The 12,199-nt window shown below is 69.5% G+C and carries 10 protein-coding genes; 3 read left to right on the top strand and 7 right to left on the bottom strand.

Going from position 1 to position 12,199, the window contains the following annotated elements:
• Positions 1-18: 18 nt before the first annotated feature.
• The 3 genes from ACFU5V_RS31005 to ligD all read left to right on the top strand — a co-directional run bounded on the left by ACFU5V_RS31005 (position 19) and on the right by ligD (position 3,270).
• On the top strand, positions 19-1,632 hold the full coding sequence (locus ACFU5V_RS31005) for a serine/threonine-protein kinase (RefSeq protein WP_378703680.1): 1,614 nt from the start codon (positions 19-21) through the stop codon (positions 1,630-1,632).
• A gap of 92 nt (positions 1,633-1,724) precedes the next feature.
• A complete protein-coding gene (locus ACFU5V_RS31000; protein WP_378429857.1) occupies positions 1,725-2,159 on the top strand; it encodes a PAS domain S-box protein in 435 nt (144 codons plus the stop codon).
• A gap of 139 nt (positions 2,160-2,298) precedes the next feature.
• Positions 2,299-3,270 carry a non-homologous end-joining DNA ligase gene (ligD, locus tag ACFU5V_RS30995; RefSeq protein ID WP_378703679.1) on the top strand — a complete coding sequence of 324 codons (972 nt, stop codon included), beginning with the start codon at positions 2,299-2,301 and terminating at the stop codon, positions 3,268-3,270.
• Between the two features lie 23 nt (positions 3,271-3,293).
• Here ligD and ACFU5V_RS30990 read toward each other — a convergent pair whose 3' ends face one another.
• From ACFU5V_RS30990 to ACFU5V_RS30960, 7 genes are all read right to left on the bottom strand, one after another.
• Positions 3,294-5,054, bottom strand: a complete 1,761-nt coding sequence (locus ACFU5V_RS30990) for an MOSC domain-containing protein (RefSeq protein WP_378703678.1) — start codon at positions 5,052-5,054, stop codon at positions 3,294-3,296.
• A 480-nt stretch (positions 5,055-5,534) separates the two neighbouring features.
• On the bottom strand, positions 5,535-6,752 hold the full coding sequence (locus ACFU5V_RS30985; protein WP_378703676.1) for a VWA domain-containing protein: 1,218 nt from the start codon (positions 6,750-6,752) through the stop codon (positions 5,535-5,537).
• Positions 6,749-7,411 carry an SRPBCC family protein gene (locus ACFU5V_RS30980; RefSeq protein ID WP_378703674.1) on the bottom strand — a complete coding sequence of 221 codons (663 nt, stop codon included), beginning with the start codon at positions 7,409-7,411 and terminating at the stop codon, positions 6,749-6,751. Before ACFU5V_RS30980 ends, ACFU5V_RS30985 begins: the two co-directional genes overlap by 4 nt.
• A gap of 12 nt (positions 7,412-7,423) precedes the next feature.
• Positions 7,424-8,311, bottom strand: a complete 888-nt coding sequence (locus tag ACFU5V_RS30975; protein ID WP_378703673.1) for an AAA family ATPase — start codon at positions 8,309-8,311, stop codon at positions 7,424-7,426.
• On the bottom strand, positions 8,308-9,192 hold the full coding sequence (locus tag ACFU5V_RS30970) for an XdhC family protein (protein WP_378703672.1): 885 nt from the start codon (positions 9,190-9,192) through the stop codon (positions 8,308-8,310). Before ACFU5V_RS30970 ends, ACFU5V_RS30975 begins: the two co-directional genes overlap by 4 nt.
• Before the next feature lie 30 nt (positions 9,193-9,222).
• Positions 9,223-11,622 (bottom strand): aerobic carbon-monoxide dehydrogenase large subunit, encoded by a 2,400-nt coding sequence (locus ACFU5V_RS30965; RefSeq protein ID WP_378703670.1) that lies wholly within the window; start codon positions 11,620-11,622, stop codon positions 9,223-9,225.
• The gene (locus ACFU5V_RS30960; RefSeq protein WP_095863487.1) at positions 11,619-12,197 is read right to left on the bottom strand and encodes a (2Fe-2S)-binding protein; all 579 of its coding nucleotides are present in this window, start codon (positions 12,195-12,197) and stop codon (positions 11,619-11,621) included. The genes ACFU5V_RS30965 and ACFU5V_RS30960 overlap by 4 nt, the downstream gene beginning before the upstream one ends.
• Between the last annotated feature and the right edge of the window lie 2 nt (positions 12,198-12,199).

The following is a 12,199-nucleotide window of genomic DNA, read 5'->3' as shown; positions in this document are numbered from 1 at the left end:
GCTTGGAGGGGATGCGGAATGGCGGCAGGTACACGGGTCGGCTCGCAGTTCGGGCACTACCATCTCCGGGTTCTGCTCGGCCGCGGCGGAATGGGTGAGGTGTACGAGGCGTACGACACCACCAAGGATCGCACCGTCGCACTCAAGATCCTCGACGTCGACCTCGCGAAAGACCCCACCTACCAGCAGCGGTTCCGCCGCGAATCGCATGCCGCGGCCCGGCTGCAGGAGCCGCACGTCATCCCCATCCACGACTGGGGCGAGATCGACGGCGTGCTCTACATCGACATGCGTCTGGTCGTCGGGCAGGATCTGCGGGCGCTGCTCCGCTCGCGTGGGCCGATGAGCCCCGCACACGCGGTCGCGGTCGTCGACCAGATCGCGGCGGCGCTCGACGCCGCGCACGCCGACGGTCTCATCCACCGCGACGTCAAGCCGGAGAACATCCTCGTCACGGCCGGTGAATTCGCGTACCTCGTCGACTTCGGTATCGCGCACTCGAGTTCCGATCTCCGTCTGACCACCCTCGGCAGTGCTGTCGGCTCCTACGCGTACATGGCGCCCGAGCGGTTCGACAACGCACCGGTCGATGCCCGCGCGGACGTCTATTCGCTGGCATGTGTCCTCTACGAATGCCTCACGGGATCCATTCCGTTCCCGTCCAACAGCATCAGCAGCGCGATCCGCGCGCACCTCACGACGCCCGTGCCCAGCCCCAGCTCGATCCGGCCCGACGTGCCCGCGACGTTCGACGAGGTGATCGCCCGGGGTCTGGCGAAGGATCCCCGCGATCGGTACCGGACGGCAGGCGATTTCGCGGCGGCGGCCCGCTCCGCGTTGTCCGCTCGCGAGCGGAAGACCGAAACCGATATCGCGACCCGCCCGGAACCGTCGCCGGGCATGCGGTCCGAGCCGACCCGGGTCGACGACCGCGGGCGTCCGCCCGTCTACCCGCCGACCGCGTTCCACGGTGGTCCGGCCGCCCCGCCTCCGCCCTATTACCCGCCCACTCCCTACACCGCCCCGCCGCCTGCGCGTCGGTCGGTGGCCGTCCCGGTGACGGTGACCGTGTTGGTGATCGCGCTGCTCGCACTCGCCGGGGTGGTCGGATGGCTCGTGCTGGACAGGAACAATCCCGACAACCCCTCGGTCGCCGCGGCCGGCAGCAGCCAGGTCCGCGTCCCGGTCACGGAGGACGTCCCCGTCTCGACCACGAGGGCGGCTCCGGCGACGGTCCCGCCTGCCGTGACTCCGCCGAGGCCGACGACAAGAACGACGACGCCGCCCGCGCCGCCGATCGTCGGCGAGGTGTCGGGCGCCGATCGGCAGGGCTTCCTGCCCCCGTCCGATGCACGATGCAACTACACCAACCCGGCGGTGTTCATCGGTCGCACCACCAAGTCTCTGGTCGTGGTCTGCGAGACGGGTGTGGGACGCTACTACTACCAGGGCGTACGCATCAGCGACGGCGCCGCGATCTCCGTCGACGACCCGAGCCCCAGCGGTTCCGGCTTCGTCGCCACCGGCGACGGCGGCACCGAGTACCGGCTCACCCCGTCCGCCCTGACCATCGTCGGCGGCGACGGCAAGGTACTCGCGACCGAACCGATGATCGAGTCCGCATACCGCTGAATCGTCCTCCGAAGAATCCGAATGTCCTCCGAGGAATCGCCGTCTGCGGCGACAACGGGACGAGCGGTCGGAATCGGTGAGAGTATAGAGCTGTGAGCGCAGAGGCAGATCATGAGGAGAGACGTCGCCCGATCCCGGACACCCCATTGGGCTACCTCGAGCAGCTACCCGCCCTCGTCCTGCTCGAGCGCCTGCCGGTTCCCGTCTTGGCGGTCGAGGACGACGGCACGGTCGTCCACGTGAACAGTGCGTTCGAGAGGATGCTGGGGCACCCCGTCGCGTCGCTGCGCGGGCGTCCGGTGTCCGAACTCCTCGAACTGGACGAGACGTCGACGGGCGCCGCCGCGGTCGAACACCTCCGTGAGTCGGCGACCACCCCGGTCGACCTGGCACATCAGGACGGATCCCGGGTCCGCGCCCTCGTCAGCAGGCCCATCCTCCGCCGGCAGGACGACCCGGTGACCCTCGTCTGTTTCCACGACGTCACCGAACAACTGTGGAACGGCGGCCGGGCCCCGGGGTTCTGACCTCGCGCCCACAGGTGCACACGGATTTGCCGGATTCCCACGCAATTGCGCCCGCATCCGGCCAATCGCTGTGCAACGGCGCGACGAGGATGGCCGCGAAACCGCGCGGGCCCGATCTGCGGCGGGTTAGGTTGGCTGCATGGCGACCGGCAAGGACAAGTCACCCGCTGTCGAACTGGAGGTCGGCGACCGGACCGTGCGGATCTCGCACCCGGAGCGCGTCTACTTCCCCGCCACCGGCGCCACGAAACTGGACCTCGCGAACTACTACCTGAGCGTCGGCGACGGGATCGTGCGCGCATTGCGCGAACGCCCCTGCATGATGCACCGCTTCCCGGACGGCCTGAGCGGCGAGAAGGTGCACCAGAAGCGGTTGCCGCACGGTGCGCCGGACTGGGTGCAGACGGTCCGCGTGACGTTTCCGCGGTACAACCGCCACGCCGACGAACTGTGCGTCACGCACCCGGCGGACGTGATCTGGGCGGTGCAGATGTCGACGGTCGAGTTCCATCCGTGGAACTCGCGCCGCGCGGACGTCGAACGTCCCGACGAGTGGCGGATCGACCTCGACCCGATGCCCGAGTGCGGGTTCGACACGGTGCGGCGCGTCGCCGGGGTGGTGCACGAGGTGCTCGACGAACTGGGTGCGACGGGATGGCCGAAGACGTCCGGCGGCAGCGGCATGCACGTCTACGTTCGGATCCGGCCCGACTGGGGATTCGGCGACGTCCGGCGGGCCGCGCTGGCGTTCGCCCGCGAGGTGGAGCGCAGGGCACCGAAGGACGTGACCACCACCTGGTGGCGGAAGGACCGGGACCCGCGCAAGTTGTTCGTCGACTACAACCAGAACGCCCGCGACCACACCATCGCCAGTGCGTATTCGGTGCGGGGAGTGCCCGACGCGACGGTGTCCACCCCGGTGACGTGGGACGAGATCGACGACGTGGACCCGCACGAGTTCACGATCGCCACCGTTCCCGAGCGCTTCGCGACACTCGGTGATCTGCACGCGGGAATCGACGACGCCGTGTTCTCGCTCGAGCCGCTGCTGGAGTGGGCGGACCGCGACGAGGCCGAGGGCGAGTCGGATCCCGGTGGCGCGGAGGACTAGTCGGCGCTACAGGTCCAGAACCGCTACAGGTCCAGCACCACGTCGTCCGCCGGTGTGGTGCAGCAGATGAGCGTGTTCCCGTCCGCCGGCGGTTCGATGGGTTCCGGGTCGTAGTCGACGGCCCCGGACAGCAGCACCGTTTCACAGGTGTGACAGACGCCGGTGCGACAGGACCAGCGTGTGGGCACGTCACACGCCTCGGCGAAGTCGAGGAGGGTTCCCCGCCCGGCATCCCACGGCACGGTGAGCCCGCTGCGCGCGAACGAGACGGACGGACCTGCACCCGGCGGTCCGGGCGGCGGATGGGGTGCCCGCGAAGAAACCTGAACCACACCGGGATTGAGAGCCCCCTCGGCACCGAACGTTTCGATGTGAATCCGCGCGGGGTCGAGTCCGTCGGCGGCGAGCGCGGACCCGACATCGGCCATGAACGATGCGGGCCCGCACAGATAGGCATCCGCGTCCGCGGGCAGGCCGAGACTCGCGATCAGTTCCCCCGTGAGCCGGCCTGCCGTGGTGTAGTCGGCGCCCCTGCTGTCGGTTTCGGCAGGCCTGCTGTAGGCGATGTGCGAACGACTGCCCGGCAATCGGTCCAGGAGGTCGCGGCTCTCCTCGGCGAAGGGATGCTCGGATCCGTCACGGGCACCGTGGACCCACCACACCTGCCGCGGCGAACCCGCTTCCACGAGTGCGTACAACATCGACAGCAGAGGTGTGACCCCCACGCCCGCGGACACGAGCACCACCGGCCTCGCCTCGCCGTCCAGGACGAATGTCCCTCGCGGGGCCGCCACCTCGAGGGTGTCACCGGGGCGCACACGCGAATGGATGTATCTGCCTGCGACGCCGTGCGGTTCCCGTTTCACACTGATCCGGTAGTCGGTGGCGCCGGGTCGGTTGGACAGCGAATAGCTGCGGATCACCGGGCCCTGCACGTCGTCGGGGTGCAGGCGCACTGTGATCGACTGCCCCGCCTGCCAGGACGGCAACGCCGAGCCGTCGGGTGCGGCCAACGACAGCGACAGGACGCGGCGGCTCTCCTCGTGAATCCCGGTCACCGTGAGCGAGCGGAAGCCGGGCCACGCCGGCGGCGGGCTGCCTGCGGTCTTCGTCAGCCCGACGTTTCCGCCGGCACCCGAATCTGCTCGGTCCAGAATGCTCTGCAGCGACTCCTTCCACCCGGGGCTCAGCGCCGGGATCCGCAACGCTCGTTCGAGTGCGTCGCGTGGGTGGCCGGGCAGGTACAGGAGCGCGTCGATCTCCGCGACGGGCACCGCTTCCGGGCCCGCGGCGACCTTCACGATGTCCTGCCCGGCCTCGACCTCTCCTTCCTCGATCACCCGGAGGTAGAAGCCTGGCCTGCGGTGGGACACGAGCAACGCCGCCATCTGCGGTTCGTTCATGCGCATACCCACCCGGTAGCACGTCACGCGGGGCTGGGTGACCTCGAAGACCGCGGTTCCGATCCGGTAGCGATCACCGATGCAGACCTCGTCGTCGGGCAGACCGTCGACGGTGAAGTTCTCCCCGAAATGCCCGGGTTCGAGATCGTCACGGCGGAGGTATTCACGCCAGTGGCGGTACGACTCGTTCTGATAGACGAGCACGGCGCGGATCTCACCACCGTGTCCCCCGAGGTCGCCCTGGCCGTCACCGTCGATGTTGAGTCTCCGGACCGTCCGTGGGCCGTCCACGCGGCGCTTCCATACGCCGGTGTAGACCGTCCGCCCCCGCCAGGACACGTCCCGGGGCAACCCGACATTCAGTGAACTGAGCCTGGCCACGGCATTCGCCTCTTCTGGTCGGTACGACACTCGATCGGCCCCCGATCGATCATCTGTCATCCCGTCCCGCGGATCAACGACCCGGCATGTGACCGCAACACGACACGCGCCCCGACCGTGCGGCCGAGGCGCGTGTCTCGCATACCGAGCTCTTCCCTACCGGGGCGGCGGGGGCGGGGGCGGCGGAGGGGGTGGGGGGTTGGGATTGCAGAGTTGGCAGCCGTCGACCGGAGGTTTGGGAACGGGTGCGTGACAATCGTTCTGGCAGGGTCTGGCGCCGGCGAATTCGGCGGTTCCCACCAGCGAGATCGAGAGGGCCGCGAGGATCGCCCCGATGGCCGCCACGATCCTGGCGGAAGTTCTGGTAGTCGACATTGTTCCTCCTGTGAGCTGAAGCACGGTGTGCAGCACCGTCGTTCGAGCATCCGGGAAGGACGCCACGACTGCCAGGCACCCTGGGGGTGGAGTCGGGCCACCCGCTCAGCCGAGGCGGCCGATCACGTCCAGCACGTCGCGCAGCGCGGACAGCGAATGCGCGGGCAGGAAGGCGTCGCAGAACGGCAGCGCGGCGGCCATCGAACCGGCGAGCGGCCGGAAGCCGGGGTCACCGGCGCGGGGGTTGAGCCACACCAGGCGATGGGCGCGGCGACGCACCCGGGTGAGGGCGTGTGCCAGGTGCTCCGGGTCGTCGCTGTCCCAGCCGTCGGACGCGATGACGACGAGTGCGCCGCGCAGCGCGTTGCCGTGCGGGGAGGCGAGTAGTTCACTGACGCTGCCCGCGATGTGGGTGCCCCCGAATCTGTCGACCACCTTCTCGTTCGCCCTGCGGACCGCGGTCTCGGCGCTGCGGTGGGCGAGCACGGGGGTCAGCCTCGTCAGCGACGTGGAGAACGCGAACACCTCCGGCCTGCCCGCGGTCTGCCGTTGCACCGCCGCCCGCATCAGATGGAGGTAGATCGCGGCGTACGGCTGCATCGACCTGCTCACGTCGCACAGCATGACGATGCGGCGCGGACGGTTCCGGGCGCGGCTCCGCGCGAGGACCACCGGCTCCCAGCCCGTCGCCCTCGACCGGTTCATGGTGGCCCGCAGGTCGATACGCCTGCCGCGGCGATGCACTTCGCGACGCCGGGTGCGGCGGGACGGCCACGCCGCGGTGGCCTGTTCCAGCCAGGCTCCGAGGAGCCGGAGGTCGCCGGCGTCGAATCGGGCGAAGGGTTCGTCGGCGCGGGCCACGAGCCTGCTGGGCAGTGTGTCCGGCACCGCGGTGAGCGCGTCGTGAAGGCCGTCCTCGGCGTTGTCGACGCCGCCGGTCATCAGCGGTCGGGTCATCCACGGCACGCCCTCGACGTCCTGCGCGTCGCCGGGCCGGTCGCGGCCGTCGCGGATGGCGGCGAGGGCCGACTCCCGCCCGGCGGCGGTGCGCCGCGCATGCGGGTCCACCGACAGCAGCGCGTCCTCGAAGACCGCGGCGAACACCGCGTCGAACGACGCGAGGTCGTCGACGCGGTTGACGAGCGTCAGACGCGCCGACCAGTACAGCCGCGAACGTGAACCCGGCGGCGACAGGTGCAGCGCCTGCACGAACACCCCTGGGCCGCTCGCCGAGACGACGACGCCGCGGGCCCGCAACCGGGCGACGAGTGCCACGGCGAACGCGGCGAGATCGACACCCCGCAGGATGCCCGACGCGGTCATCGCCTGCGGCGGCCCACCACGAGGACGACCACGATTCCCGCGAGGACGGCAGCAAGGATCGGGGCGTACCGTTTCCACGCACCCGCACCGGACAGCGCCAGCAGGTCCAGCGGCGCCGGTTCGGCGGCGGGCCGTGCCACGGACAGCGTCGTGGTGCCGGCGGAGTCGGTGGCGGCACCCACTGATTCGGGTTCGGCCGCGGGCTGGTCGGCAGGCCCTCCGGAGAGTTTCGCTTCCAGCGATTCCGCGAACTGCCCCATGAGTTTCTCCGACACCTGCTGGATCATCCCGCTGCCGAACTGCGCCAGTTTGCCGACGATCTTCATGTCCGTGTCCACGGTGACGCGGGTGCCGTCGCCCGCTTCGTGCAACTGGGCGATGATCGTCGCCGACGCGTTGCCGGACCCACGCGAGTCCCGCCCGCGGGCGTCGATCACGGCGCGGTGCTCCTGCGCATCACGCTCGACGAACGTGGCCTTGCCCTTGAATTCACTCGTCACCGGGCCGACCTTGACCTTCACCTTCCCCAGGTAGTCGTCGCCCTCCCGCCCGGTCATCTGCGCGCCGGGCAGCAGGGGGGCGACCTCCTCGAGGTCGCTGAGCACCTCCCACGCCTGCTCGATCGGGGCGCTGACGGTGAACTCGTTGGCGATCTTCATGGCGGAACCCTCTCATCCGGTGGCCAGGCCGCTCGCGTAGTCGACGAATGCGTCCTGAACCATTGTGCGGTCGTCCGGGGTCTTCGCGAGCGCACTCAGGCTCGAGATCGCGTCTTCGCGAACCAGATCGGCCACACCCAGCGCCGCGAGCGCGGACACCCAGTCGATCGCCTCCGCGATTCCGGGGGGCTTGTCGAGATCGAGTTCGCGGGCGCGGCCGACGAATCGGGTGGCGTGCTCGATGAGGAGTTCGGACGCCGCGGACACCGTGCGGCGCACGATCGCGGCCGCCCGCGCCGGCTCCGGGTAGTCGATCCAGTGGTACAGACACCGCCTGCGCAGCGCGTCGTGAAGGTCGCGGCTGCGGTTGGACGTCAGCACGACGACGGGATGATGTTCGGCCGTGAACGTTCCCAGTTCGGGAACGGTCACCGACGCCTCCCCCAGGAATTCGAGGAGCAGGGCCTCGAACTCGTCGTCGGCCCGGTCGATTTCGTCGATCAACAGCACGGGCGGGGTCGGTCCCCGGTATCTCACACAGTGCAGGATCGGACGTTCCAGCAGGAACTCCTCGGTGAACAGGTCGTCCTCGGTGAGGCCGTCGCCCCTCGATTCGGCCAGCCGGATGGTGAGCAGCTGCCGCTGGTAGTTCCAGTCGTAGAGCGCCTCGTTCGCGGTGAGGCCCTCGTAACACTGCAACCGGATCAGGGGCGCGCCGAGGACGGTCGCCAGGGCCTTCGCCGCGGTGGTCTTGCCGACTCCGGGTTCGCCTTCGAGCAGCAGCGGACGGCGCAGGACCGCCCCGAGGTACAGCGCCGACGCGGTTCCGAGGTCCAGGAGATAGTCCTCGGCGTCGAACCGCCGGACCACGTCCGCCACATCCTCGAACCCCTCCGTCATACCGCTCCCGTCTCCTGCGCGAACGACGCCCGGCACCCCTGCCCGCAGAACCAGAAGTCGTGGCCGTCGCGCCGGAGGTGGACGGTGCCCGGACCCACGACGACGCGCATCCCGCACACCGGATCGACCGCCTCCGCCACCGCCCGCGGGATTGAATCGTCCTCCGGCGCCCGCAGTCCCGCTCTCCGCAGCTGCTGCACCAACTCGGCCGCGATCGACACGGCGATCTCCGCCGACGTCCGCGCCCCGATGTCGAGTCCGACCGGGGTGTGCACCCGCGCCCGCTCGGCCTCGGTGAGACCCAGGGTGTCGAGGATGGCTCCCCCGCGGGTCCGGCTGGCGACGAGCCCGACGTACCCGACGCCGGCGTCGAGCGCCGCGCGGATGACCTCCGCTTCGGGTCCGCCGTGGCCGGCGAGCACCACGGCCGTGGTGCCGGCGAACTGCCCGGCGTCGTCGTGCTCGACGGTGTACCCCAGCAGTTCCGCGATTCCCGCCAGACACTGCGCGATCGGTGTGGTGCCGCAGATCCTGACAAGCGGCGGCGGCACCTGCGGCTCCAGGAAGATCTCCATGGCACCGCCGGACAGGCACGGATTCACCACGACGGCCGCGCCCGGGGTCTCCGGGAACTGCACGGCCCCGTCGGGGAGGACCCGCAGCAGCACGCTCTCGTTGCGCTCCAGCACCCCCAGCGCGGCCGTGCGCACCGAGTTCTGCGCGCACTGCCCGCCGACGAAACCCTCGATCGTCCCGTCCTGCAGGAGGATCGCCTCGTCCCCGGTGTGACTGGACGTCGGCGGCTGCGCCCGCACCACCGTCGCGTGGACGAACGGCCTGCGGTCGCGCGCCAGTTGCGCCGCACGCTCTTTCAGATCCATCGGGCCTCCTCGCAGCCGACGGGGCGACACTCAGATCGGAGGTGTCGCGCGGCCCTGCATAGCCTCCCACACCCGGGACGGGGTGAGCGGCATGTCGGCGTGCCGCACCCCGAACGGGGCGAGCGCGTCCACCACCGCGTTCACCACGGCCGCGGGCGATCCGACCGTCGCCGATTCGCCGATGCCCTTGGCGCCGATCGGGTGATGCGGCGACGGGGTGACGGTGAAGCCGGTCTCGAGTTTCGGCACCTCGAGCGCGGTGGGGATCAGGTAGTCCATGAGCGACCCGCCGAGGCAGTTGCCGTCCTCGTCGAATTCGATGATCTCCATCAGCGCCATGCCGATGCCGTCGACGATGCCGCCGTGGACCTGCCCCTCGATGATCATCGGGTTGATGCGCGTGCCGCAGTCGTCGACGGCGAGGAACCGCCGCACCTTCACCACGGCGGTGCCGGGATCGACGTCGACGACGCAGAAGTACGCGCCGTACGGGTACGTCAGATTCTCGGGGTTGTAACAGATCTGCGCGTCGAGTCCGCCTTCGATGCCCTCCGGCAGGTCGCCTGCGCCGTGTGCCCGCATCGCGATGTCCTGGATGGTCACCTTCGCCGACGGGTCACCCTTCACATGGAATTCGCCCTTCTCCCATTCCAGATCCGCGACCGAGGCCTCGAGCATCCCGGACGCGATGATCTTCGCCTTGTCCCGCACCTTGCGGGCGACCAGCGCGGCCGCCGCCCCGGACACCGGCGTCGACCTGCTGCCGTACGTGCCGAGCCCGAACGGCGTGTTGTCGGTGTCGCCGTGCACGACGTCGATGTCGTCCGGCGGGATGCCGAGTTCCTCCGCCACGATCTGCGCGAACGTCGTCTCGTGACCCTGCCCCTGGGTCTGCACCGACAACCGGACGACGGCCTTCCCCGTGGGATGGACCCGCAGTTCGCACCCGTCGGCCATGCCCAGACCCAGGATGTCCATGTCCTTGCGGGGCCCGGCACCGACGGCCTCGGTGAAGAACGCCATGCCGATTCCCATCAGCTCACCACGGTCGCGGCGTTCCTTCTGCTCCTCCCGCAGGTGGTCGTAGCCGATCATGTCCATGGCCTTGCGCATGGTGGTCTCGTAGTCGCCCGAGTCGTACACCCACCCGGTCTTGCTGGTGTACGGGAACTGTTCCGGCCTCAGCAGATTCTTCAGCCGCAGTTCGGCCGGATCCATCTTCAGGTCGAATGCCAGGCAGTCGACGAGCCGCTCGACCAGATACACGGCCTCGGTGATGCGGAACGAGCAGGCGTACGCCACCCCGCCGGGCGCCTTGTTCGTGTAGACCGCCGTCATCGCGCAGTGCGCGGCCTCGATGTCGTAGCTGCCGGTGAACACGCCGAAGAACCCCGCCGGATACTTCACTGGGGCCGCGGTGCCGTTGAACGCCCCGTGATCGGCCAGCACCTTCGTGCGGATCGCGAGCATCTTGCCCTCCGCGGTGGCCGCGATCTCACCGACCATGATGTAGTCGCGGGCGAACCCGGTGCTCATCAGGTTCTCGCTGCGATCCTCCATCCACTTCACCGGTTTGCCCGTCACGAGCGACGCGACGATCGCGCACACGTATCCCGGGTAGATCGGCACCTTGTTGCCGAATCCGCCGCCGATGTCCGGGGACACCACCCGGATCTTGTGCTCCGGGATTCCCGAGACGAGGGCGTAGACCGTCCGGTGCGCGTGCGGGGCCTGGGAGGTGGTGTAGAGGGTGAGCTTGCCGGACACCCGGTCGACGTCGGCGATGGCACCACACGTCTCCATCGGCGCCGGATGCACCCGGGGGTAGACGATCTCCTGCTTCACCACGACGTCCGCCTTCGCGAACACGGCCTCGGTCGCGGCGGCATCGCCTGTCTCCCAGTCGAAGCAGTGATTGTCCGTCTTGCCCTCGAGGTCGTCGCGGATCACCGGCGCATCGGGCGACAGCGCCGCGCGGGCGTCGACGACGGGATCGAGCATGTCGTATTCGACGTCGATCAATTCCAGCGCGTCCCGGGCCGAATAGCGGTCCTCGGCGATGACGAACGCGACCTCCTGGCCCTGGAAGCGCACCTTGTCGGTGGCCAGCACGGCCTGCACATCGTTGGACAGCGTCGGCATCCACGCGAGGTTCTTCGCGGCCAGGTCCGCGCCAGTCACCACCGCCGTCACCTTCGGAAGTTCCTGCGCCGCAGTGGTATCGATGCTCACGATCCGCGCGTGCGCGACCGGCGACCGCAGGATAGCCAGGTGCAGCATGCCGGGGAGGGTGATGTCGTCGACGTAGTTTCCGAGCCCCCGGATGAAGCGGGGGTCCTCCTTGCGGAGCATGCGACCGTGGCCGCACGGTTTCTTGTCGTTGTCCACAACGGCGTCGCCCGAGGGCGGACGCGATTCGACGGTGGTCATGACGCACTTCCCACATGCTCTTCGACGGTCTTCGGCGTGCCCTCGGCGCCCCGCGTCGTGTCCTCCTGGACGTCCGCGTCGAAGTCGCCCGCCGGTTCGGGCTCGGCGGCTTCACCGGCCCGGTGGTCCGCCGCCCACTGGATCGAGCGCACGATCGTCGTGTACCCGGTGCAGCGGCAGATCTGCCCGGAAATCGCTTCCCGGATGGTGGCCTCGTCCGGGCTCTCCTCGCGGTCGAGCAGGGCCCGCGCCGTCATCATCATGCCGGGCGTGCAGAACCCGCACTGCAGTCCGTGACACTGCATGAAGCCCTGCTGGACGGGATCGAGTTCGCCGTCGTGTTCGAGGCCCTCGACCGTGCGGACGTCGTGCCCGCCGGCCATCGCGGCGAGCATCGTGCACGACTTCACCGGATCGCCGTCCACGGTGACGACGCACGTGCCGCAGTTGCTGGTGTCGCAGCCCCAGTGGGTCCCGGTCAGACCCAGTTGGTCGCGGAGGAAGTGGACGAGCAGCATGCGCGGTTCCACCTCGGCGGTCACTGCTTCACCGTTGACGGTCATGTTCACCTGCATGG

The sequence above is a fragment of the Rhodococcus sp. NPDC057529 genome (genome assembly GCF_042802055.1).
GTDB lineage: Bacteria > Actinomycetota > Actinomycetes > Mycobacteriales > Mycobacteriaceae > Rhodococcus_F.
Note: the sequence above shows the minus strand (reverse complement) of the source record. Positions and strands in the feature narration are given on the sequence as shown.

Excerpts from the sequence above, each read along its gene's own strand:
- ACFU5V_RS31005 (WP_378703680.1), top strand. The coding sequence starts at position 19 with ATGGCGGCAGGTACACGGGTCGGCTCGCAGTTCGGGCACTACCATCTC.
- ligD (WP_378703679.1), top strand. The coding sequence starts at position 2,299 with ATGGCGACCGGCAAGGACAAGTCACCCGCTGTCGAACTGGAGGTCGGC.
- ACFU5V_RS30960 (WP_095863487.1), bottom strand. The coding sequence starts at position 12,197 with ATGCAGGTGAACATGACCGTCAACGGTGAAGCAGTGACCGCCGAGGTG.
- ACFU5V_RS30985 (WP_378703676.1), bottom strand. The coding sequence starts at position 6,752 with ATGACCGCGTCGGGCATCCTGCGGGGTGTCGATCTCGCCGCGTTCGCC.
- ACFU5V_RS30975 (WP_378703673.1), bottom strand. The coding sequence starts at position 8,311 with ATGACGGAGGGGTTCGAGGATGTGGCGGACGTGGTCCGGCGGTTCGAC.
- ACFU5V_RS30965 (WP_378703670.1), bottom strand. The coding sequence starts at position 11,622 with ATGACCACCGTCGAATCGCGTCCGCCCTCGGGCGACGCCGTTGTGGAC.
- ACFU5V_RS30970 (WP_378703672.1), bottom strand. The coding sequence starts at position 9,192 with ATGGATCTGAAAGAGCGTGCGGCGCAACTGGCGCGCGACCGCAGGCCG.
- ACFU5V_RS30980 (WP_378703674.1), bottom strand. The coding sequence starts at position 7,411 with ATGAAGATCGCCAACGAGTTCACCGTCAGCGCCCCGATCGAGCAGGCG.